Consider the following 20523-nt stretch of genomic DNA (forward strand, 5'->3'; position numbering starts at 1 on the left):
ATGCCCAACCATGGGAACCAACCACCGCCGGTGCCATAGCCAGGAATGATGCGCTCCGCGCATCGAAGTGTCTGGGTCGGGCGCTCTGGCGGAACTGGAGCGGATACCACCGCCGGAGCCGCGTCGAGACAAAGATGCATTGTGTAAAGCTGCTGGGCCAGCGGCTGATGGCTCGGGACTTCGACCGCCAGGTCGCAGAGGTCCAGGTGCGCATCGCTATCCTGAATGGCTACACCGCCCTTGGCATCCCCGTCACAAAGGCAGTGGCATAAATCCGTCTGGGGTAAGGGGAAAACCGTCCGTCAGCTGATTTGCGCAACAGAGTCGAAGAAGGACGTGAAAATGCGCGTGAAGATGGGCACAGTTGTGCCGAAGATGGGCACATTTGTGCACCTGGTCGAAGAACCAACCGATTATCGAACCGCCATAGCGATGGCTCTGCACGAAGAGTTGGACGACACACACAGGGCAATCAAAACGGCCATGCGCTGGACGGGTGCCAGCGAACGCACTGTGAAGTACTGGTTCTCGGGCGAGCGGGGGCCGAGCGGCGACCATCTGATCGCCCTCGCGCGGCATTCGGATGCCGTGCTCTACGTTGTTCTTGCACTTGCGGGCCGCCACATTGTCGAGGAGGCAGACGATTGAGGGGCGAACGATGATCGGCAGGAGTAGGGCGCAGCTCACTCTTGTTTTGTGTGCGTTTTTGGTTATATTGAATACACGCGAGATGAGAGGTGCTGCGCCATGTCCCGAACGACAACGATGACTGTCCGCCTTGGTGGGGCCCTGAGCGACTTCGTGTCGGCCAACGTAGGCGATGACGGGTCCTATGAGAACGTCAGCGAGTACATCCGCGACCTGATCCGGCGTGACAAGGAGAGGGCGGAGCAGGAAGCCTTCAACCGGCTGAAGGGCGAGCTGACCCACGCGTTCGCAGCCCCGGAGGAGTCGTATCAACCGCTGACCGCAGCCGAGGTGATTGCGCGGAACAGGGCCTGATCCGATGCCCGCCATTCGCATCCAGGAAGGGGCGTCGCATCGCCTCGATGACATCTACCGCTACACCCGTGACAGGTGGGGAGATGATCGGGCCGAGAAATACATCACCGGCCTGTTCGCCGCCTTCGACAAGATCGCTGACCATGGCGTTGCATCAAAGCCCATCCCGGCCGAGTTCGGCCTCAACGGGTTTTTCTTTCGCTACGAACGCCATTTCGTCTACTGGCGACATCTCTCGAATGGCGACATCGGGATTGTGACCATCCTGCACGAGCGAATGCATCAGATCGACCGGTTCCGGGATGACTTCGGTTTAGACTGATCGGCTGGTTTTCCAAAGAGCGTCAGATTTGCGCAGGGTTTCGCGTGGGTCCCTCGGGGTCCGACGCTGGCACGAGAGAGAGTTCGTTGCATGTGTCATTCCCTCCGCCAGACTCATTTGGATTTTTGAAGCTTTTGTGCCCCCAGGCGTCGGCATTGTTGCTGGCGAATGCATCGCGTCGCCATGCCCGGTATCCGACCGGATTCAACGCAGGCTGCTGCACGGTCCCCGCAACGCAAAAGCGCCGCCCGCGTCAGCGGGCAGCGCTTTTGTGAGACCCAAGCGGGATATCACTCGGCTTCGCTGAACACTTCCGCGCGCTTCTTGCTGACTTGCGGCAGCAGCATCACGATCAGCACGATCACCGTCAGACCCAGCAGCGTTGCACTGATCGGTCGCGTCACGAACGTGGTCGGATCGCCGCGCCCGAGGATCATCGCCCGGCGCAGGTTCTCCTCCAGCAGCGGGCCAAGGACGAAGCCGAGCAGCAAGGGGGCCGGTTCGCAGCGCAGCTTCATCAGTACATAGCCCATCAGGCCGAACCCCGCGACCGCATAGAGGTCGTAGACGTTCGAGTTCACCGAATAGACACCGATGGAACAGAACGCCATGATGATGGGAAACAGCACGTGGTAAGGAACGGTCAGCAGCTTCACCCACAGCCCGATCAGCGGCAGGTTCAGCACGATCAGCATCAGGTTGCCGATCCACATGCTGGCGATGATGCCCCAGAACAGTGCCGGCTGTTCGGCGGCGACGTTCGGGCCGGGCACGACGCCCTGAATGATCATCGCACCCACCATCAGCGCCATCACCGGGTTGGCGGGAATGCCGAGGGTCAAGAGCGGGATGAAGCTGGTCTGCGCACCTGCGTTGTTGGCGGATTCAGGGCCGGCGACACCGGCGATGGACCCCTTGCCAAACTCTTCCGGTGTCTTGGAGATCCGCTTTTCCACCGTGTAGGACGCAAAGGAGGCGAGGATCGCGCCGCCCCCCGGCAGGATGCCCAGTGCCGATCCCAGCAGCGTGCCGCGCAGCATGGGGGCGATCATCGCCTTCAGGTCGGCGCGGCTGGGCCACAGGCTGCCCAGTTTCGTGGTCAGCACGGTGCGGTCCTGTTCGCCTTCCAGATTGCGCAGGATTTCCGCGATGCCGAACACCCCCACGGCCAGCGCCACGAAGTTCAGCCCGTCCGCATAGGCGGTGATGCCGAAGGTGAACCGCGGCGTGCCCGTGTAGATGTCGGTCCCGACTACGCCCAAGAGCAGCCCCAGCACCGTCATCGCCAGCGCCTTGAGGATGGATCCGTGCGCCAGCGCGATGGCCGCGACGAGACCGAGCAGCATGAGGCTGAAATATTCCGCCGCACCGAACTTCAACGCCACGATGGTCAGCAGCGGTGCAAGGATCGCCACCAGCAGCGTCGCGACCGAGCCTGCAAAGAACGACCCCAGCGCCGCCACGGCCAGCGCCGTGCCCGCCTTGCCTTTGCGGGCCAGTTGGTAGCCGTCGATGGCGGTCACGGCGGACGACGATTCGCCCGGCATGTTGATCAGGATCGCGGTGGTCGATCCCCCATACTGCGCGCCGTAGTAGATGCCTGCGAGCATGATGAGAGAGCTGACCGGTTCCAGCTGGAACGTGATCGGCAGCAGCATGGCGATGGTTGCCGTCGCCCCGATGCCCGGCAGCACGCCGATCAGCGTGCCGAGGATGACGCCGATCAGGCAGAACAGCAGGTTGGTGGGCGAGCCTGCGGTGGCAAAGCCGAGGCCGAGGTTGGATATCAGGTCCATCAAAGCCTCCTCAGACCGGCAGCCACGGACCGAAGCGCCGGAACGGCAACCCCAGACCCACGCTGAACACCAGCGTGCAGAAGATCATCACGGCGACCGACAGGATCAACGACGCGAGCCAGCTCATCTTCAGCGCCGCACGCGCGGCGATCAGCGTGGTGAAGAAGATCGACGGCACGAAGCCGAGGCCCCGCACGGTCAACCCGAAGAAGATGGGCGCCGGCAGGATGAACATCATGCCCCGCCACGCGAGGGTGCCGACGGGTTCGTCCTCGCTCGAGAACGCGGTGAACACGATGGCCGCGCCCAGCAGGATCATGACACCGGACAGGACCAGCGGAAAGTATCCGGGGCCCATGCGCAGGGCGGTCCCGATCTCCATGCCCATGGATTGCACGGCGAACAGCACACCGACTGCGATGAACAGGCCGCCTGCTGCGGCGTCCGTCTTGTTGATGGGTCTTGCCATCCCGATCCCCTCCCCGGAATCCAGTGATAGAAAAGGGCCCCGGCGCAGCGCGCCGGAGCCCCCATGTGCAACGATCAGTCGGCGTAGACGCCGGCGTCGGCGATGACCGGTTCCCAACGGGCGATCTCACTTTCCAGCTTTGCCTGCAGTGCTGCGGGGGTGCCGTCCGTCGCGGGCGACGGTGCGGTGCCCAGTTCAGCCAGGCTCGCGGCCAGCGTCGGATCGGCCAGCACGGTCTGCAGCGAGGCGCTCAGACGCTCGACGGCCTCGGCCGGCGTGCCCTTGGGGGCGTAGATGCCGTGCCAGATCGACACTTCCATGCCGGCAAGGCCGGCTTCGGCGACGGTGGGCATGTCCGGAAAGATCTCCAGCCGCGCGGGCGTGGTGACGCCGTAGCCCTTGATCGTGCCGCCGCGGATCTGTTCGGACGTGTTGGTGGTCTGGTCGCACATCAGATCGACCTGACCGCCCAGAAGGTCGGTCATCGCGGGGCCGGTGCCCTGATAGGGGACGGTCACCAGCGACACGTTCAGCGCCTGCTGGAACAGCATCCCGCACAGGTGGCTGGCCGCACCGATCCCGGCATTGGCCATGGTCAGCGTGTCGGCGTTTTCCTTGACGTAGGTCACCAGCGACGCAAGGTCCGCAGGCTCGAGGTCGGAACGGCCAACGAGGGTCATCGGTACTTCCGTCACGAGACCCACATAGTCGAAGGCGGCCAACGTGTCATAGGCCAGGTTGCGGTACAGCGTGGCGGCCGTGGCCATCCCGATGTGGTGCAGCAGGACGGTATAGCCATCGGCCTCGGCCGTGGCGACCTGACCTGCACCCAGCGTGCCGCCGGCACCGCCGACGTTTTCGACGATGACCTGCTGGCCCAGATCGGTGGACATCTTTTCGGCGACCAGACGGGCGACCGTGTCGGTCGGGCCACCGGCGGCAAAGGGCACGACCATCGTGATCGAGCGTTCTGGATAGTCCTGCGCCATCAGGGCGCCGGAAGACAGGATGGTACCGGCAAGGGCGCCGGTCAGGATGCGGTGAAGTGCCATGGGGTTCCTCCTCGAACGTAGGCATGCGATCCGTCGTCCCGCTTCTCTCCCAAGGGGGCGACGTGCCGCTGCATCTGGCAGGGTCCGCGAGGCGGACGCCAGAGGCTTGCCACCGGCACGGCAAGATTAGTGCGCTGACGGCCATGGCGATGGGTGGAAACGGTAACATGCCACCCACAGGATGGGTGGAAACCGACACATCGGCGGGGCGGACTAGTCCTCGGTTGCGTCGCCGTCGGTAATCAGCCGCCGGTCCAGACCGTGCTTCTGCATCTTCTCGTACAGCGTCTTGCGCGAGATCCCGAGGTCCTCGTAGACGCCGCGCAGCCGACCGCCGTGGGCCGCGATCGCGGCGGCGATCACGCTGCGCTCGAACTCGGCCACGCGGGTGGCCAGACGGGGCAGGGGCGCCCCATCCGCCCCCGGCATCCAGTCCAGCCCCAGCACGTGCCGGTCCGCCAGATTGCGCAATTCGCGCACGTTGCCGGGCCAGTCGCGGGCGGTCAGGTCGGCCAGCACCTCCGGCGCGGGGCTGCGGTCCTCGGCGCCATGTCGCGCCGCCGCCTCGCGCAGCAGATGCAGGAACAGCAAGGAGATGTCCTCGCGCCGCGCGGTCAGCGGCGGGACCGCCAGCGTCGTGACCGCAAGGCGGAAATACAGATCCTCGCGGAACGCCCCCCGCGCGACCTGCGCAGGCAGGGCCACGCGGCTGGTGGCGATGAACCGCACGTCGAGTGCGATGGGGTCGTTCGATCCCAGCCGGGTGATGACCCGGTCTTGCAGCACCCGCAGCAGCTTGGCCTGCAGATCGAGCGGCATGGTGTCGATGTCGTCGAGCAGCACCGTGCCGCCGCGGGCATGCTCGAACCGGCCATAGCGCGCGCGCAAGGCCCCGGCAAAGGCGCCCGCCTCGTGACCGAAGAGCTCGCTTTCGATCAGGGTGGCGGACAGCGCGGCGCAGTTCACCACGACGAAGGGGCGTGCCGCGCGGGCGGACAGATCGTGCAGCGCGCGTGCGACGACCTCTTTCCCTGCGCCGGTCGGACCCGTCACCAGCACGTCCGCCTCGCTGGCGCCGATGGTGCGCAAGCGGCGGCGCAGGTCGATCATCGGGGCGGACCGGCCGGGCAGGCGCACCTCCAGATCGTCCTGTTGCCCTGCGGCCGCCCGCAGACGGCGATTGTCCATCACCAGCGCGCGGTGGTCGGCGGCGCGGCGCAGCACGGTGGCCAGCGACGGGATCGCGAACGGCTTGGCGATGAAGTCGTAGGCCCCGCGCCGCATCGCCTCGACCGCCAGCTCCACGTCGGCGTGGCCGGTGATCAGGATCACGGGCAGATCGCGGTCGATCTCGCCCAGCCGCTGCAGCAGGGTCATGCCGTCCATGCCGGGCATGCGGATGTCGCTGACCACGACGCCGTTGAACCCAGGTCCCGCATGGGTCAGCGCCTCCTCTGCCGTGGAAAAGGCGGTCACGGTGAACCCCGCCAGATCAAGGGCCTGTTCCGTGGACTGGCGCATCGCCACGTCGTCGTCGATCAGCAGGACGCGGGGCAGGGTCATTCCGCCGCCATCCGGTCGGTGGCGACCGCCTGCAGCGCAATCGTGAACACGGCCCCGCCAGCGGGATGGGTGCCCACCCGCAGATCGCCACCGAAATCCTTGAGGATGTTGTAAGAGATCGACAGCCCCAGCCCCAGACCGGACCCCACCCGTTTGGTGGTGAAGAACGGATCGAAGATCCGGTCGGCGATGGCCCCAGCCACACCCGGTCCGTGGTCGCGGATCGTCAGCAATACGAAGTCGCCGTCGTGCTGCGCCGCGATCTCGATCCGGCGCAGCGGTGCATCCTCCAGCGCATCGACGGCATTGGCCAGCACGTTGGACAGCACCTGCTGCAACCGCACGCTGCCTGCGCGCACGCGCGGCAGGCGGGGGGCGATGTCGCGAATCACGGTGACGTCGCCCAGCCGGTTCGCCAGCAACGCCAGCGCGCCGTCCACCTCCGCCCCCAGATCGAGGACCTTGAGCGGCGTGTCGGGTTTGCGCGCGACGTGGCGCAGGTGCCGCGCGATGGCCGCCATGCGGTCGATCAGCATCACGATCTGGCCCACGTTGGCCTGCGCGCGGTCCAGATCGCCACGGCTCATCAGGATCGCCGCACTGTCGGCATAGTTGCGGGCCGCCGCCAGCGGCTGGTTGATCTCGTGGCTCAGCGCCGCCGACATCTGCCCCAGTGCCGCCAGCTTGCCCGCCTGCACCAGATCCGCCTGCGTGCGCCGCAGGGCCGCTTCCGTCGCGCGCCGCTCCGCGATCTCGTCGCGGATCTGGGCGTTCATCCGCGCCAGATCGGCGGTGCGTTCCGCCACGCGGCGTTCCAGTTCGACCTTGGCCGCGTCCTGTGCCGCCAGCCGCGCCGCCAGCCGGTCGCGGCGCTGCCACCACACGATGCCAAGACCCGCCACGATGCACAGACCCAGCAGGATCGCCGCCACCGCCAGCCGCGCCTGTGCGCGCGCATCGCTGGTGTCGCGCAGCACATGCACCGTCCAGTCGGCCAACGGCATGGGCGCGCTGACCTCCAGATAGGTGCGCTGCGCGGTGCCGGGCGTCATCGCGATCACCGGCAGGCCCTGCATCTGCGACCGCGAAACGGGCAACACCCCGACCGGCTGGTCCGCATAGCGCCGCGCCTGCACGGTCCGCGCCACCCGGTCGGCGGTCAGCGGCAAAAATCCCTGATACAGCCAGTCGGCCTGTGTGGACAGGAACACGACACCTTCCGCATCGGTCACGATGATCGCATCCGTCTGACGGCGCCAGTCCGCCTCGATCATGTCCAGATCGACCTTGACCGCGATCACCCCGGCGATGGCCCCCGCCGTGTTGCGGACGGGTGCGGCGAAATAGTAACCGCGCACCCCCGATGTGGTGCCAAGCGCGAAATAGCGTCCGCGCCCGCCCGCGATGGCGGCGGTGAAATAAGGCCTGAATGCAAAATCCTGCCCGACGAAGCTGTCAGGCTGGTCGTGGTTCGACGATGCGATGGTGATGCCGTCGTCACCCATCACGTAGATCACAGAACTGTCCAGCAGCGCGTTGCGGGTGGCGAGCCACGCGCTGATTGCGGCCGCATCGCGGCTGTCTGCGGCACCGGGCGCGTCCAGCAGCGCCCGCAGGTCGCCATCGTCCGCCAGCAGGTCCGGCACCGTCTGGAACCGGCGCAGATGCCCTTCCAGAACCTGATGCGTCAGTTGCAGCGTCGCCTGTGCGCGGGTGCGGTCGGCGGCCAGATAATAGCCAAGGACGCTGCCCGACACGGCCCATGCCACCAGTACGAACGCTGCCACGAGGCCTGCCACAGGCACCCATGGCAGGTCGCGCCACGCCGCGTGACGGTGTCGCGACAGCGGCGTGTCGTTCATGGCCATGTCTACACCCCCCCCTCGCGCTCCCGCGTTACCTTGAGCCAGAACGCGGGCGAGGTATAGTGGTGCGGCACGTGGCGGCCGTGTCAGCCCGCGACCGCGACGCGCCAGCGGGTGGCGTATGCGGCCCAGTCCGGGCCGGGGGTGGTGATGACCGCATCGGCGGCGGGCGGTGTCGCCGTGTCGCCCATCAGCAGGGCCGCACCCAGACTGGTGCCGGTGCTGGACGGTGCGGCGATCACGCTGCGCCCGGTCGCTGCGGCCAGCATCCGCAGGTAGGTTGCGTTGCGGGCGAAGGCGCCTTCGACGATGGTGGGGCCCTGCGCACCGATCAGCGACAGGCAGGTGGCGGTCATCAGCGCCAGATGGAACGCGGTGGCGGCGGCATGGGGGCCGCTGCCCGTCGCGGGCGCGGCGCCTGTCCAGGCGGGCGCGCGCTGCGGAAACGGGCCGGAGCCTGCGACGACCGACGGCAGCAGCATGATGCCCTCTGCCAGCACCGCGGCCTCGTCCGCTGGCGTCGGCGTCACCGCACGACCGGCGGTCAGCATGTCGAACGTCCGCCCGCCCATAAAGCGCGCGGACCGCACCGGGCGGCCATCGGCTGCCACGTTCACCAGCGTGTCGCGGGCAGGGTCCAGTGCGACTTCCTCTCCGCCCACGGCAAGGGCGATCACCCATGTCCCGGTGGACACGACGGTGAACGGTGCCGTGCGGCGCATCAGATGCGGCAGCAGGGAGGCGTTGGAATCGTGGATGCCCACGGTCACGGGCGTCTGTGCGGGCAAGCCCGTCCGCGCCGCGACGGCGGCGGTCAGCGTCCCCAACACCTCGTCCGGCCTGCGCGGGGCCGCGATCTTGTCGCGTACGCCAAGTGTATCGACGAGGGTCGAGAACGTCCCCGCATCCGGGCACCACAGATCGGTGTGACACCCCAGCGAGGTCACGTCGGTGGCCAGCTGACCGGTCAGGCGAAACCCCCAGTACTGCGGCCATGTCACCACATGTGCCGTGCGCGCCAGCAACCCCGGATCGCGCCCGAACAGCCAGTGCAGCTGCGCGCCCACGTTCAGCCCCCCCGGCAGCCGCGGCGATCCGGTCGACGCGAAGGCGGGCCTGATCGCGTCATAGGCTGTCGCCACCGCATCCGGCCCGTCATGCTCGTAATCCAGCACCGGCGTGGCCAACGCGCCGCCCGCATCCAGCAGCGCTGCACACGCGCCGTGGGTGGTGACGGAGATGCCATCGACACCGTGCGTCGCATGGAACGTCGCCAGCGCGTCCAGCAGGAAATCCCAATATCCCTCCACATCGAAATGCGGATAGGGGGGCGCGACCCGCACCGCGTTCGGACGGGTCACGACAGCGACCTCGGCCCCGGTGACCAGATCGACCAACGCCAGTTTCACGTTGGTCTTGCCGATATCGATGACGGCGACGTGCTTCATGGCAGGTGGAACATCGTGTGCAGGGGCGTCACCACGGGTGAATTGTCCGGGTGGACCGCCATCAGGTCGGCCATATGCGCCCACCAGCGCTGCATCACCGCGGTCTGCGGCAGGGCGTCCATGCGGTGATCGTCGGTCCGCCACAGCACGCCGAACAGCACGCCCGTCGCGGGGTCAAGGTGGATGGAATAGTCGCTGACGCCAGCCTCACGCAGCAGCGTGACAAGCTCGGGCCAGATCGCATCGTGACGGGCGCGGTAGGCTTCGGCGCAGCCGGGCTTCAGCTGCATGGTGAAGGCGTGTTTCTCGCTCATGCGCGCAGCTTTCCGATCAGGCGGGGCAGGGCGATCACGCCGATCAGCAGTGCGCCCACGAAGATCGACATGACGATCCCCGGTACGTTCAGCAGGCCCAGCCCGAAGGTCACGAGGCCCATCACGAAGGCCGCGATCACGACGCCGGGGATGGTGCCGGACCCGCCAAGGATGTTGACCCCGCCGAGGACGACCATCGTGACCACCTCCAGCTCCATCCCCATGGCGATGCTGGGGCGGGTGGAGCCCAGGCGCGAGGTCAGGCACACGGCGGCGAGGCCCGCCATCAGGCCCGTCAGCAAAAACAGGATGAACCGCACCCGGTCCACCCGGACGCCGCTGAACAGCGCCGCGGTGGGGTTGTTGCCGATGGCATAGACCGCGCGGCCGAAGTTCGTGCGGTGCAGGAGCACGCCGAACACGACCGCGAGGACGGCGAAGATCGCCAGTTCCACCGTGATCACCCACCAGACGTAGCCTTGGCCGAACACGGCAAAGCTGGCGGGATAGCCGTTGAATGCGCCGTCCCCCAGCACGATGGAGCTGATGCCGCGAAACAGGCTCATGGTGCCGATGGTCACGACGATGGACGCAAGGCCAAGCCGCGTGACAAGGAACCCGTTGAACGCCCCGCAGGCCAGCCCCGTGCCCAGCCCGATGGCGACCAGCCCCGGCGTGCCGACGCCGAACTGCAACGCGTATCCCATCGCCGTGGACGCCAGCGCCACGATGGCCGCGACCGACAGATCGATCTCGCCCGCGATGATCAGCAGCGCCATGGCAAAGGCGATCATCGCCTTTTCGGTAAAGTTGAAGGTGGCGTCGGACAGGTTCCAGACGTTCAGGAAATAGGGCGACGCCAGCGCGTTGAAGGTAAAGATCGCGACGGCGACGGCCAGCAACAGCACCTCCCAGCTGCGCAGCAGGCGCTGGGTGCGTGTGGTCAACCGGTCGGGCAGGCGGCGGTGCAGGGATGTGTCGGTCATGCGTGGCCTTCGGTCTGGCGCAGGATCAGGCGACCCTTGGCGCGGCGCGTGCGGGAATTAAGGATGACGGCGGTGATGATCGCGGCGCCGGAAATCGCCATCTGCCAGAAGGGCGAGATGTCCACGACCGGCAGCGCATTCTTGATGACGCCGAGGAACAGCGCCCCCAGCACGGCACCGCCCACGGACCCGATGCCGCCCGCGATGCCGATGCCGCCGATCACACAGGCGGCGATCACGTCAAGCTCGAACCCCGCCGCGATGTCGACATAGGCCACCGCATAGCGCGCGACCCAGAGGTATCCGGTCAGCCCCGCCAGCGCGCCCGACAGGACGAACGCCGTGAACTGCGTGCGGCCCACGTCGATGCCCGTGTAGACCGCCGCATGGGGATTGCCGCCCACCGCATAGAACGACCGCCCCAGCGCGGTGCGCCAGACCAGCACCGCCGTGCCGACGATGACCGCAATGGCGCACCATGACATGACCGGCAGGCCCAGCAGGGCGCTGCGCGGCAGCGCCTTGAACGGATCGGTCATCTGGTGCGCGTTCACCCACGCGCCGTCAGAGATGAGGAAGATCACCCCGCGAAAGATCGTCAATGTGCCCAGCGTGACTACGATGGGCGGGATGCCGACCTTCCACACAAGCAGGCCGTTCACCGCACCAAGCGCCGCACCAAGCGCCGTCACAGCCGCCACAATGACGACGACCGGCAGGCCCGGAAACGCCACGTTCAGCAATGCCGCGACCATCCCGCACAGTGCCAGGTTCGCGGCCACCGACAGGTCGATGCAGCGCGTCAGGATCACGACCATCTGCCCGAGGGCGAGGATGATCAGCGGGGCCGTGTCGTTGAACACCGCCGCCAGATTGGCGGGGGCTATGAACCCCGGAAACCGCGTGGCGATCAGCGCCAGCAGCACCAGCAGCGCGCCCGTCAGGACCGCTTCGCGCGACCGCAGGAACGTCATGCCGCCACCTTTGTCTTGTCCGCGCCGATGCCCGCCGCGTGGCGGACCAGCGCCTGCGGCGTCAGCGCCGCGCCCGCCAGTTCGGCGACCATGCGCCCTTCGCGCATGACGATGACGCGGTCGGACATCCCCATCACCTCGGGGATCTCGCTGCTCACCATGATGACGCTCAGCCCCGCTGCCGCCAGTTCCGCCATGAAGGCGTGGACGGCGGCCTTCGACCCGATGTCGATGCCCTTCGTCGGCTCGTCCAGGATGATGACGCGGGGCTGCGTCGCCAGCCACTTGGCGATCACCACCTTCTGCTGGTTACCCCCCGACAGGTTGCCCACATCCTGATCGAGGCTGGCCGCCCGCAGGTCCAGCCGTTCGGTATAGGTGCGGGCGAGCGTGAATTCCTCTGCCATGCGCAGGAACCCGTGGCGTGACGTGCGGCGCAGGGACGGCAGCGTGACGTTCTGAAAGATCGGCAGCGCCGTGATCGCCCCCTGACGTCCACGATCCTCCGGCACATAGACGATGCCCGCGGCGATGGCGTCGGCGGGGGACCGGATCACGCTGATGCGGTCGTCGATCCGGCACACGCCCTTGCTGGGTTTCGTGATGCCGAACAGCGCCTGCATCAACTCCGACCGCCCGGCGCCGATCAAACCATAGAACCCCAGAATCTCGCCCTGCCGCAGGGTAAAGGTGATGTCGGCGAATTCCGTCGGGTGGCAATAGCCGACGACCTTCAACAACTCCGCCCCAGGGCTGTGGGTGCGGGGCGGAAAGACGCGGTCCACGCTGCGCCCGACCATCATCTGCACCAACTGGTCCTGATCCACGTCGGCCATCAATCCGTCGCCCACGAACTGCCCGTCGCGGAACACGGTGTAACGGTCCGCGATACGGAAGATTTCGTCGAACTTGTGGCTGATGAACAGGATCGCCTTGCCTTGCGCCTTCAGCGTGGCGACGAGTGCATAGAGCTCCTCGATCTCCTTCTGGCTCAGCGCCGCGGTCGGTTCGTCCATGATGACCACGCGGGCGTCGATGGACAAGGCACGGGCAATGGCCACGAGGTGCTTGGACGCGATGCCCAGATCGCGCAGGCGCGTGGCAGGGTCCAGCGTGGCCCCGATGCTGGCAAGCAGGCTGCGGGCCTCGCGCATCATCCGCGCGGTGTCGATCAGGCCGAACCGGGTGCGCGGCGCGTGGCCGATGTAGATGTTTTCGGCGACCGTCAGCTCGTCGAACAGCACGGTTTCCTGATGGATCGCGGTGATCCCGGCGGCACCTGCATCCTGTGCGGTGGCAAAGCGGACGGGCACGCCGTCGATTTCGATGCTGCCGCCATCCGGGCGGTAGATGCCGGTCAGCGTCTTGACCAGTGTGGATTTGCCGGCACCATTCTCGCCGATCAGCGCGGTGACCTGACCCGCGAACAGCGACAGGTGCACGCCGTCCAGTGCGGTGACACCCGGAAAGGTCTTGGTCACGCCACGCAGGGCGAGGACGGGCACGTCGGTCATGATGGGGGGCTTTCGTCGGAAGGAAAGGGTGGCCCCGGCGGCAGGCGCCGGGGCCGGGGCCGCATCAGAAGATCGACTTGAACTCTTCGATGTTGCTGGCGTCGTAGACGAAGGGGTCGGCCATGGCGCCTTCCATGTTCTCGTCCAGCGTCAGCGTGCCCATGCGGCCCATCGGGATCTCTGCGCCCGCCTCGGCCACGGCCCCGTTTTGGCTCAGCTCATAGGCCAGCATCGTCGCGGAATAGCCCAGATCGATCGGGTTCCAGATCGCGAAGGACTGGGATGCACCGGATTCGATGGCACCCGCCATTTCGGACGGCAGGCCAAGGCCGGTGACGTTCACCTGACCGACCTTGCCCGCATCGACCACGGCCTGCGCCGCCGCCACGATGCCAACGGAGGTCGGCGCGATGATCGCCTTGAGGTCGGGATAGGTCTGCATCAGACCCGTCGCCTCGCGGTAGGACTTGTCGGCCAGATCGTCGCCATAGACGGTGCCGACTACGTTGATCCCCGGATACTCCGGCAGCACCTTGGTCATCTCCTCGATCCAGATGTTCTGGTTGGTCGAGGTGGAGGTGGCCGACAGCACCGCCACGTCGCCGCCGTCGGGCAGGTGGTCGGCGGCCAGCTTCACGATCATGTTGCCGATCAGCGGGTTCGACGACGGGTTCAGGTGCATCTGACGGCCAGCGGGCGCCACGCCGCTGTCCCAGCTGATGACCGTGATGCCACGCTCCATCGCCTTTTGCAGGGCGGGCACCAGCGCATCGGTGTCGTTGGATGAAATCGCGATGGCGTCGACCTGCTGGGCGATCAGGCTGTTGATGACCTCGATCTGACCCTCGGCGGTGGTGTCGGTCGGGCCGGTATAGATCAGCTCGACATTGCCCAGCTCGGCGGCAGCCTCCTCTGCCCCCTTGGCGGCGGCGTCAAAGAAGCCGATGCCCAGCGCCTTGACGACAAGTGCGATCCGCACGTCGTCCTGCGCCATGGCGGGGTTTGCCAGCAAGGCCGCGGCCATCGCCGTGGCAGAGATGAGTTTCATGGTAACGCGCATCGTATCCTCCCAGATATTACGGTTGGTGGGGCGGGGTGCCCCGGTTCCTCAGGTGGCCGTGGCCTGCACGGATGCAGCCCCCGGTGTCGTGACGATCAGCGTGACCTCCGCCGCCTCCAGCATGGCGGCGGCGCGGTCCGTGATGCGGTCGTCGGTGATGACCGTGTCGATGCGTGTCAGCGGACACAGCAACAGCGACGACCGGGCGGCGAACTTGCTGCTGTCCACCAGCACGATCAGCTCGTCCGCCTGACCGATCAGCTTGGTCTCGGCCTGGATAAGCAGCGGGTCCGCCTCCATCAGACCCAGCGGCCCCAGACCCTGCGCGCCCATGAACATGCGCCGCGCATAGAAGTTGCGTGTCACGTCGTTCTCGAACGGGGACAGGATGATGTTCTGTTCGCGGTAGATGGCCCCGCCGGACAGCATGATCGTGTTGCGGCTGTGCTTGAGCAGGTGTTCCGCGATGGGAAAGCTGTTGGTGAAGACCTGCATGCGTTTGCTGGCCAGCGGATGCACCATCTGGAACGTGGTCGTGCCACCGTTGATGATGATCGCGTCGCCGTCGTCGCACAGATCGACGGCGGCGCGCGCGATCGCCTGCTTGGCCGCGATGTTGCGCGTCTCGTTCAGCGCGAACGGACGTCCCGCCAGCCCGGTAAAGGTCTGCGGCGTCATCGCCTCTGCCCCGCCGCGCACCCGGCGCAGCTTTTTCTGCATGTGCAGGGTGGCGATGTCGCGGCGTACCGTCGCCTCGGATGCGCCGGTCAGGGCACACAGGTCGATCACGGTCATCACGGGCCGGTCCTGAACGGACGACAGGATGATGCGGTGACGCTCTTTCTCGTGCATGATGACCCCTTTTCTCGCCTACAGACTGCGATCAGACCGACCGTTACGTCAATCATTATTTTTCATAATCGATCATTCTGCGGTGCAGCATGATCGAACGTGATTGGTATTGATTGACAGGCTGCCGCAGGTGACGCAGGTTCCGGGATGCAAAGACCATCATGCCAACGCCCGAGGGGGACACCGACCATGACTGCGACCGCCGCGCCGACGCGCCTTGAAAACAAATGGGACGACGCCGCAGCTGCCGGCATGACCCAGCCCGAACTTCTGCTCTACCGGTCCAACCTGCTCGGGTCCGACAAGCGAATCACCAACTATGGCGGTGGCAACACGTCGGCCAAGGTGATGGAGCGTGATCCCCTGACGGGTCAGATGGTCGAGGTGCTGTGGGTCAAGGGGTCCGGCGGCGACGTGGGGTCGATCAGGATGGACGGCTTCGCCACGCTCTACATGGACAAGCTGGAGGCGCTGAGGGGGCTTTATCGCGGGGTCGCGTTCGAGGACGAGATGGTGGGCTACCTGCCGCACGCGACGTTCAACCTGAACACCCGCGCCGCCAGCATCGACACGCCGCTGCACGCCTATGTGCCGCGCAAGCACGTCGATCACATGCACCCCGATGCGATCATTGCCATCGCGGCGAGTGCCAACAGCCGCGCGCTGACCCAACAGATCTTCGGTGACACCATCGGCTGGCTGCCGTGGAAGAAACCGGGGTTCGAGCTGGGCCTGTGGCTGTCCGACTTCTGTGCCAAGAACCCTGACGCCAAGGGTGTCGTGCTGGAAAGCCATGGCTTGTTCACATGGGACGACGATGCCAAGGCCTGCTATCTGCTGACGCTGGAGATCATCCAGAAGGCCACCGATTGGTTTGCGGCGGAACTGGCGGACAAGCCCGCCTTCGGCGGCGCGAAACATGAAAGCCTGCCCGCCGACCAGCGCCACGCCGCCGCCGCCCGCCTGATGCCCGCGATCCGCGGCATGGTGTCGGGGCAGCAGCATATGGTCGGCCACTTCGACGACAGCGCTGCGGTGCTGGAGTTCGTGAACGCCGCCGACATGGAACGCCTCGCGGCGCTGGGCACGTCCTGCCCGGACCATTTCCTGCGCACGAAAATCCGCCCCCTGGTGGTCGATTTCGATCCCGCGCAGCCTGACGTGGAGGCCACCCTCGCGGGCCTGCCCGCCGCCGTCGCCGCCTACCGCGATGATTACGCCGCCTATTACGACCGCTGCAAACACGCCGACAGCCCGGCGTTGCGCGACCCCAACGCCGTCGTCTATCTGGTGCCCGGTGTCGGCATGATCACCTTTGCCAAGGACCGCGCCACGGCCCGCATTTCGGCGGAGTTCTATGTCAACGCCATCAACGTCATGCGCGGTGCGGACGGCGTGGACACCTATCGCGGTTTGCCGGAACAGGAAGCGTTCGACATCGAATACTGGCTGCTGGAGGAAGCGAAGCTGTCCCGCATGCCCAAGCCCAAATCACTCGCGGGCCGTGTGGCGCTGGTCACCGGCGGGGCAGGCGGCATCGGGTCGGCAACAGCGGCGCGGTATCTGACCGAAGGCGCCTGCGTCATGCTGGCGGACATCGACGAAGCCGCCTTGGCAGACACGGTCGCGGGCCTGTCCAAACAGTTCGGCGCGGACGTGGTGCGCAGCGTCGTGATGAACGTCACCGACGAACAGGCGGTGGCGCGCGCCTATGCAGACATGGCCGTGGCCTTCGGCGGTGTCGACATCCTCGTCAGCAACGCCGGGATCGCATCGTCAGCCCCGGTCGAGGAGACGTCGCTGGACATGTGGAACCGGAACATGGCGATCCTGTCCACCGGCTATTTCCTCGTCAGTCGCGAAGCGTTCAAGGTGATGCGTGTGCAGGACATGGGCGGCGCCCTGGTCTTCGTCGCGTCCAAGAACGGTCTTGCCGCGTCACCCAACGCCGCCGCCTACTGCACGGCCAAGGCGTCGGAAATCCACCTCGCCCGGTGTCTGGCGCTGGAGGGGGCAGAGGCGGGCATCCGCGTGAACGTGGTGAACCCCGACGCGGTGCTGCGCGGGTCCAAGATCTGGTCCGGCGACTGGCTCGACCAGCGCGCCAGCACCTACGGCACCGACAAGGGCGGGCTGGAGGAGATGTATCGCCAACGCTCCTTGTTGAAGCGCAGCGTGCTGCCGGAGGATATCGCCGAGGCCGCCTATTTCCTCGCCTCCGACCTGTCGGCGAAATCGACGGGCAACATCATCAACGTGGACGCCGGCAACGTCCAGGCATTCACGCGCTAAAGGGGCAGGGACATGATCGACAAGGACACCATCGCGGCGGGCAACGCACACGCCGACGCCGACCTCGCGCGCGACTACGAGACATTGGGCGAACGCCTCGACCGGCGCGGCATCGGCATCGACGCGATCAAGGCCAAGGTCGCGGCCTACGGCGTCGCCGTGCCCAGCTGGGGCGTCGGCACCGGCGGGACGCGCTTCGCCCGCTTTCCGGGCGGGGGCGAGCCGCGGGGCATCTTCGACAAGCTCGACGATTGCGGCGTCATCCACCAGCTGACGGGTGCGACGCCCGCCGTGTCGCTGCACCTGCCCTGGGACAAGGCCGACCCCGCCGACCTGCGCGCCAAGGCGGAAGAGGTGGGGCTCACCTTTGACGCGATGAACTCCAACACGTTCCAGGATCAGCCGGGGCAGACCCACAGCTACAAGTTCGGGTCCCTGTCCCAAGCGGATGCGGCCACGCGCCAGCAGGCGGTGGAGCACAATCTGGACTGCATCGAGATCGGCACGGCGCTTGGGTCCAAGGCGCTGACGATCTGGGTCGGCGACGGGTCGAACTTTCCCGGGCAGGTCCACTTCGGTCGCCAGTTCGAGCGGTATCTGGACGCCACCGCTCAAGTGTATGCAGGCCTGCCCGCCGACTGGCGGCTGTTCACCGAACACAAGATGTACGAGCCCGCCTTCTACTCCACCGTCGTGCAGGACTGGGGCACCAACCTGATGATCGCGCAACACCTCGGGCCGCAGGCGTTCTGCCTTGTGGACCTTGGCCACCACGCCCCCAACGTGAACATCGAGATGATCGTGTCGCGTCTCATTCACGCGGGCAAGCTCGGCGGCTTCCACTTCAACGACAGCAAGTATGGCGACGACGATCTGGATACGGGCAGCATCGACCCCTACCGCCTGTTTCTGGTCTTCAACGAGCTGGTGGATGCGGCAGACGCCCCCGGGTTCGACCCCATGCACATGCTGGACCAGAGCCACAATGTCACCGACCCCATCGAGAGCCTGATGTCGTCGGCGATGGAGGTGCAGCGCGCCTATGCCATGGCCCTGCTGGTGGACCGTGCGGGGCTGTCCGCGGCACAGGACGCCAACGATGCGCTGGCGGCACAGGGGATGCTGAAGGCAGCCTTCCGCACCGACGTGGAACCGATCCTCGCGATGGCGCGACGGGACAAGGGCTGCGCCATCGACCCCATCGCGACCTACCGCGCCGCAGGCTACCGCGCGAAGGTGGCAGGCAAGCGCCCGGCCGTCGCGGCCGGCAGCAGCGGGATCGTCTGAGCGCGCGCGGCGGCAGCCATCCGGCGCGCCGCCGCAGCACAACCAGTCAGCCCGGTGGCACCGGGCCGACCCCGCAAAAGATATAAACAGGGAAGTGGCGGAGAGACAGGGATTCGAACCCTGGGAACCCTTGCAGGCTCAACGGTTTTCGAGACCGCCACGTTCGACCACTCCGTCACCTCTCCGCGCGGGGGCCGTCTGTTGCGGATTTAGAACGAGCGCCGCAGAACCGCAAGCCCCGAAACGCGACAGGTCGGTGCTCCGCCGCGGTGACGTTGTCGTGGGGCGGGGTCGTGATGCTTGGATTGTCGGTCGTTCGCGCTTATCAGGTTGAAAACGTCTACCGAGGATCTGTCATGCCCCATGCGCGTACCCCGTTTCTGATCGCCGCCTTGTTTGGCATGGCGTTGGCAGGGCCGTCGCTGGCCCAGTCGCAGACGCCCGGTCAGATGCCGACGCCCGTGCCCGAAACTGCGCAGCCCGACGGCGATGCACAGGCCGCCCTCTTTGCGGCACTCGGCCTGCCCGAGATGCTGGAGATCATGCGCGACGAAGGCATCGCCTACGGGGACGAGATCGCGGCGGACCTGCTGGGCGGGTCCGGCGGGGCCGACTGGGACGCGACGGTGACCGGCATCTATGACGTGGACCGGATGCGCGGCGGGGTCGCCGCCGCATTGACCGCGTCCCTCGACGGGGCGGACGTGGATGCGATGCTCGCCTTCTTCACCTCCGACCTCGGGGTCGAGATCGTCGGTCTGGAAACCTCGGCCCGTCGCGCCCTGCTGGACGAGGTGGTCGATCAGGCCGCCAAGGACGCGGGCGCCCTGGCGCGGGCCGAACAGACGGCGCGCGCGGATCTGGTGGGCGACTACATCGCCACCAACGACCTGATCGAGACGAACGTCGTGGGTGCGATGAACGCCAACTACGCGTTCTACATGGGGTTGCAGGACGGCGGCGCGTTCGGCAACGACCTGACCGAGGATCAGATCCTGTCGGACGTCTATGCGCAGGAGCCCGAGATCCGCGCGACCACGACCGACTGGGTGTACGGCTTCCTGATGCTGGCCTATCAGCCGCTGTCCGATGAGGATTTGCAATCCTACATCGCATTTTCCGACAGTGCTGCGGGTCGCGCGCTGAATGCGGCGATGTTCGACGCCTTCGACCAGATGTTCGTCACCATCAGCCGGGAACTCGGGCGCGCCTCGGCGATGGCGATGGCCGGTCAGGACATCTGACGCCCGCCCCAGACCAGCAACGCCTGCGTCAGCGCGCCGGGATTGCCGGCATAGAGATCGGCTTCGTTGCGCAACTGGATCAGGCGGGCGGGCCGATCCTCGAGGGGCACGCCCGCCGCGTCAAATGCCGCTGTCAGCGCCGGACCACCGCCCGCGTCGATCTGGGCCATGATCGCGGGAAACTCGGACTTGACGGCCAGTTCGACCGCGCCGCGCTGGCTGTCGGGGGCCTGCAGGGCGGATGTGACGCCGGTGAACGGGTTCTGTACGCTGCCGCCGGGCGCACAGGCGGTCAGCACGACGGTCGACAGGGTCAGCAGGGACAGGACGGATCGCATGGCGGGACCTTTGTTCAGGGGGGCAGGCGGGGCTTGACTCGTTGGGGCATAGGGCAGATAAGCCGCCATCCGGGCAAGAGCCTTGTCCGGTGATTGACATGAATTCGCCTACGGGCGCGCAGTTGACGGGTGGCATCGCGCCGCA

At 66.6% G+C, this 20523-nt stretch carries 19 protein-coding genes, 1 tRNA gene and 1 pseudogene; 7 read left to right on the forward strand and 14 right to left on the reverse strand.

Annotation, left to right across the window (positions count from 1 at the left end; translation table 11 throughout):
• The 4 genes and pseudogenes from BMX16_RS10230 to BMX16_RS10245 all read left to right on the forward strand — a co-directional run.
• Nucleotides 1–272 (forward strand): annotated as a pseudogene (locus BMX16_RS10230) (IS5/IS1182 family transposase); the annotation flags it as partial.
• A gap of 70 nt (nucleotides 273–342) precedes the next feature.
• Nucleotides 343–648 carry an XRE family transcriptional regulator gene (locus BMX16_RS10235; RefSeq protein WP_177174633.1) on the forward strand — a complete coding sequence of 102 codons (306 nt, stop codon included), beginning with the start codon at nucleotides 343–345 and terminating at the stop codon, nucleotides 646–648.
• Between the two features lie 99 nt (nucleotides 649–747).
• Nucleotides 748–1002: a ribbon-helix-helix domain-containing protein gene (locus BMX16_RS10240; protein ID WP_089902739.1), complete on the forward strand. Its 255-nt coding sequence runs from the start codon at nucleotides 748–750 to the stop codon at nucleotides 1000–1002.
• Between the two features lie 4 nt (nucleotides 1003–1006).
• A complete protein-coding gene (locus BMX16_RS10245) occupies nucleotides 1007–1324 on the forward strand; it encodes a type II toxin-antitoxin system RelE/ParE family toxin (RefSeq protein WP_089902742.1) in 318 nt (105 codons plus the stop codon).
• Nucleotides 1325–1614: 290 nt separating this feature from the next.
• Here BMX16_RS10245 and BMX16_RS10250 read toward each other — a convergent pair whose 3' ends face one another.
• The 12 genes from BMX16_RS10250 to BMX16_RS10305 form a co-directional block, all read right to left on the reverse strand.
• Nucleotides 1615–3120, reverse strand: a complete 1506-nt coding sequence (locus BMX16_RS10250; protein ID WP_089902745.1) for a tripartite tricarboxylate transporter permease — start codon at nucleotides 3118–3120, stop codon at nucleotides 1615–1617.
• 10 nt (nucleotides 3121–3130) lie between these two features.
• Nucleotides 3131–3589 carry a tripartite tricarboxylate transporter TctB family protein gene (locus tag BMX16_RS10255; RefSeq protein ID WP_089902749.1) on the reverse strand — a complete coding sequence of 153 codons (459 nt, stop codon included), beginning with the start codon at nucleotides 3587–3589 and terminating at the stop codon, nucleotides 3131–3133.
• A gap of 74 nt (nucleotides 3590–3663) precedes the next feature.
• Complete coding sequence (locus BMX16_RS10260) at nucleotides 3664–4641, reverse strand: tripartite tricarboxylate transporter substrate-binding protein (protein WP_089902752.1); 978 nt, start codon at nucleotides 4639–4641, stop codon at nucleotides 3664–3666.
• Between the two features lie 213 nt (nucleotides 4642–4854).
• Nucleotides 4855–6204, reverse strand: a complete 1350-nt coding sequence (locus BMX16_RS10265) for a sigma-54-dependent transcriptional regulator (RefSeq protein ID WP_089902755.1) — start codon at nucleotides 6202–6204, stop codon at nucleotides 4855–4857.
• The gene (locus BMX16_RS10270; protein ID WP_089902758.1) at nucleotides 6201–8072 is read right to left on the reverse strand and encodes a sensor histidine kinase; all 1872 of its coding nucleotides are present in this window, start codon (nucleotides 8070–8072) and stop codon (nucleotides 6201–6203) included. Before BMX16_RS10270 ends, BMX16_RS10265 begins: the two co-directional genes overlap by 4 nt.
• Before the next feature lie 83 nt (nucleotides 8073–8155).
• Nucleotides 8156–9517, reverse strand: a complete 1362-nt coding sequence (locus BMX16_RS10275) for an FGGY-family carbohydrate kinase (protein WP_089902761.1) — start codon at nucleotides 9515–9517, stop codon at nucleotides 8156–8158.
• A complete protein-coding gene (gene rhaM / locus BMX16_RS10280) occupies nucleotides 9514–9831 on the reverse strand; it encodes an L-rhamnose mutarotase (RefSeq protein WP_089902763.1) in 318 nt (105 codons plus the stop codon). The genes BMX16_RS10275 and rhaM overlap by 4 nt, the downstream gene beginning before the upstream one ends.
• Nucleotides 9828–10817: an ABC transporter permease gene (locus BMX16_RS10285; protein ID WP_089902766.1), complete on the reverse strand. Its 990-nt coding sequence runs from the start codon at nucleotides 10815–10817 to the stop codon at nucleotides 9828–9830. The genes rhaM and BMX16_RS10285 overlap by 4 nt, the downstream gene beginning before the upstream one ends.
• Entirely contained in the window at nucleotides 10814–11791 is a 978-nt protein-coding gene (locus BMX16_RS10290; RefSeq protein WP_089902768.1) for an ABC transporter permease, read from the reverse strand. The genes BMX16_RS10285 and BMX16_RS10290 overlap by 4 nt, the downstream gene beginning before the upstream one ends.
• A complete protein-coding gene (locus BMX16_RS10295; RefSeq protein ID WP_089902771.1) occupies nucleotides 11788–13305 on the reverse strand; it encodes a sugar ABC transporter ATP-binding protein in 1518 nt (505 codons plus the stop codon). Before BMX16_RS10295 ends, BMX16_RS10290 begins: the two co-directional genes overlap by 4 nt.
• Nucleotides 13306–13369: 64 nt before the next feature.
• Nucleotides 13370–14365 carry a rhamnose ABC transporter substrate-binding protein gene (gene rhaS / locus BMX16_RS10300; protein WP_089902774.1) on the reverse strand — a complete coding sequence of 332 codons (996 nt, stop codon included), beginning with the start codon at nucleotides 14363–14365 and terminating at the stop codon, nucleotides 13370–13372.
• 48 nt (nucleotides 14366–14413) lie between these two features.
• Nucleotides 14414–15217 carry a DeoR/GlpR family DNA-binding transcription regulator gene (locus BMX16_RS10305; RefSeq protein ID WP_089902777.1) on the reverse strand — a complete coding sequence of 268 codons (804 nt, stop codon included), beginning with the start codon at nucleotides 15215–15217 and terminating at the stop codon, nucleotides 14414–14416.
• 189 nt (nucleotides 15218–15406) lie between these two features.
• Here BMX16_RS10305 and BMX16_RS10310 point away from each other — a divergent pair, with 189 nt between their 5' ends.
• Together BMX16_RS10310 and rhaI are read left to right on the forward strand one after the other, a co-directional pair.
• Nucleotides 15407–17509, forward strand: a complete 2103-nt coding sequence (locus BMX16_RS10310) for a bifunctional rhamnulose-1-phosphate aldolase/short-chain dehydrogenase (protein WP_089902780.1) — start codon at nucleotides 15407–15409, stop codon at nucleotides 17507–17509.
• Between the two features lie 12 nt (nucleotides 17510–17521).
• On the forward strand, nucleotides 17522–18796 hold the full coding sequence (gene rhaI / locus BMX16_RS10315) for an L-rhamnose catabolism isomerase (RefSeq protein WP_089902783.1): 1275 nt from the start codon (nucleotides 17522–17524) through the stop codon (nucleotides 18794–18796).
• Between the two features lie 95 nt (nucleotides 18797–18891).
• Here rhaI and BMX16_RS10320 read toward each other — a convergent pair.
• Nucleotides 18892–18981 (reverse strand) — tRNA-Ser (locus BMX16_RS10320).
• Nucleotides 18982–19152: 171 nt separating this feature from the next.
• On the opposite strand from BMX16_RS10320, the gene BMX16_RS10325 reads away from it, so the two are divergent.
• The gene (locus BMX16_RS10325; protein WP_245731475.1) at nucleotides 19153–20040 is read left to right on the forward strand and encodes a DUF2059 domain-containing protein; all 888 of its coding nucleotides are present in this window, start codon (nucleotides 19153–19155) and stop codon (nucleotides 20038–20040) included.
• Here BMX16_RS10325 and BMX16_RS10330 read toward each other — a convergent pair.
• A complete protein-coding gene (locus BMX16_RS10330) occupies nucleotides 20028–20378 on the reverse strand; it encodes a hypothetical protein (protein WP_089902786.1) in 351 nt (116 codons plus the stop codon). The genes BMX16_RS10325 and BMX16_RS10330 overlap by 13 nt on opposite strands.
• Nucleotides 20379–20523 lie beyond the last annotated feature (145 nt).

Source organism: Loktanella fryxellensis, from assembly GCF_900110065.1.
Classification (GTDB): Bacteria; Pseudomonadota; Alphaproteobacteria; order Rhodobacterales; family Rhodobacteraceae; genus Loktanella; species Loktanella fryxellensis.

What these genes read in the sequence shown, in the direction of transcription:
- BMX16_RS10235 (WP_177174633.1), top strand. Translation starts at nt 343, where the DNA reads ATGCGCGTGAAGATGGGCACAGTTGTGCCGAAGATGGGCACATTTGTG.
- BMX16_RS10240 (WP_089902739.1), top strand. Translation starts at nt 748, where the DNA reads ATGTCCCGAACGACAACGATGACTGTCCGCCTTGGTGGGGCCCTGAGC.
- BMX16_RS10245 (WP_089902742.1), top strand. Translation starts at nt 1,007, where the DNA reads ATGCCCGCCATTCGCATCCAGGAAGGGGCGTCGCATCGCCTCGATGAC.
- BMX16_RS10250 (WP_089902745.1), bottom strand. Translation starts at nt 3,120, where the DNA reads ATGGACCTGATATCCAACCTCGGCCTCGGCTTTGCCACCGCAGGCTCG.
- BMX16_RS10255 (WP_089902749.1), bottom strand. Translation starts at nt 3,589, where the DNA reads ATGGCAAGACCCATCAACAAGACGGACGCCGCAGCAGGCGGCCTGTTC.
- BMX16_RS10260 (WP_089902752.1), bottom strand. Translation starts at nt 4,641, where the DNA reads ATGGCACTTCACCGCATCCTGACCGGCGCCCTTGCCGGTACCATCCTG.
- BMX16_RS10265 (WP_089902755.1), bottom strand. Translation starts at nt 6,204, where the DNA reads ATGACCCTGCCCCGCGTCCTGCTGATCGACGACGACGTGGCGATGCGC.
- BMX16_RS10270 (WP_089902758.1), bottom strand. Translation starts at nt 8,072, where the DNA reads ATGGCCATGAACGACACGCCGCTGTCGCGACACCGTCACGCGGCGTGG.
- BMX16_RS10275 (WP_089902761.1), bottom strand. Translation starts at nt 9,517, where the DNA reads ATGAAGCACGTCGCCGTCATCGATATCGGCAAGACCAACGTGAAACTG.
- rhaM (WP_089902763.1), bottom strand. Translation starts at nt 9,831, where the DNA reads ATGAGCGAGAAACACGCCTTCACCATGCAGCTGAAGCCCGGCTGCGCC.
- BMX16_RS10285 (WP_089902766.1), bottom strand. Translation starts at nt 10,817, where the DNA reads ATGACCGACACATCCCTGCACCGCCGCCTGCCCGACCGGTTGACCACA.
- BMX16_RS10290 (WP_089902768.1), bottom strand. Translation starts at nt 11,791, where the DNA reads ATGACGTTCCTGCGGTCGCGCGAAGCGGTCCTGACGGGCGCGCTGCTG.
- BMX16_RS10295 (WP_089902771.1), bottom strand. Translation starts at nt 13,305, where the DNA reads ATGACCGACGTGCCCGTCCTCGCCCTGCGTGGCGTGACCAAGACCTTT.
- rhaS (WP_089902774.1), bottom strand. Translation starts at nt 14,365, where the DNA reads ATGCGCGTTACCATGAAACTCATCTCTGCCACGGCGATGGCCGCGGCC.
- BMX16_RS10305 (WP_089902777.1), bottom strand. Translation starts at nt 15,217, where the DNA reads ATGCACGAGAAAGAGCGTCACCGCATCATCCTGTCGTCCGTTCAGGAC.
- BMX16_RS10310 (WP_089902780.1), top strand. Translation starts at nt 15,407, where the DNA reads ATGACTGCGACCGCCGCGCCGACGCGCCTTGAAAACAAATGGGACGAC.
- rhaI (WP_089902783.1), top strand. Translation starts at nt 17,522, where the DNA reads ATGATCGACAAGGACACCATCGCGGCGGGCAACGCACACGCCGACGCC.
- BMX16_RS10325 (WP_245731475.1), top strand. Translation starts at nt 19,153, where the DNA reads ATGCCCCATGCGCGTACCCCGTTTCTGATCGCCGCCTTGTTTGGCATG.
- BMX16_RS10330 (WP_089902786.1), bottom strand. Translation starts at nt 20,378, where the DNA reads ATGCGATCCGTCCTGTCCCTGCTGACCCTGTCGACCGTCGTGCTGACC.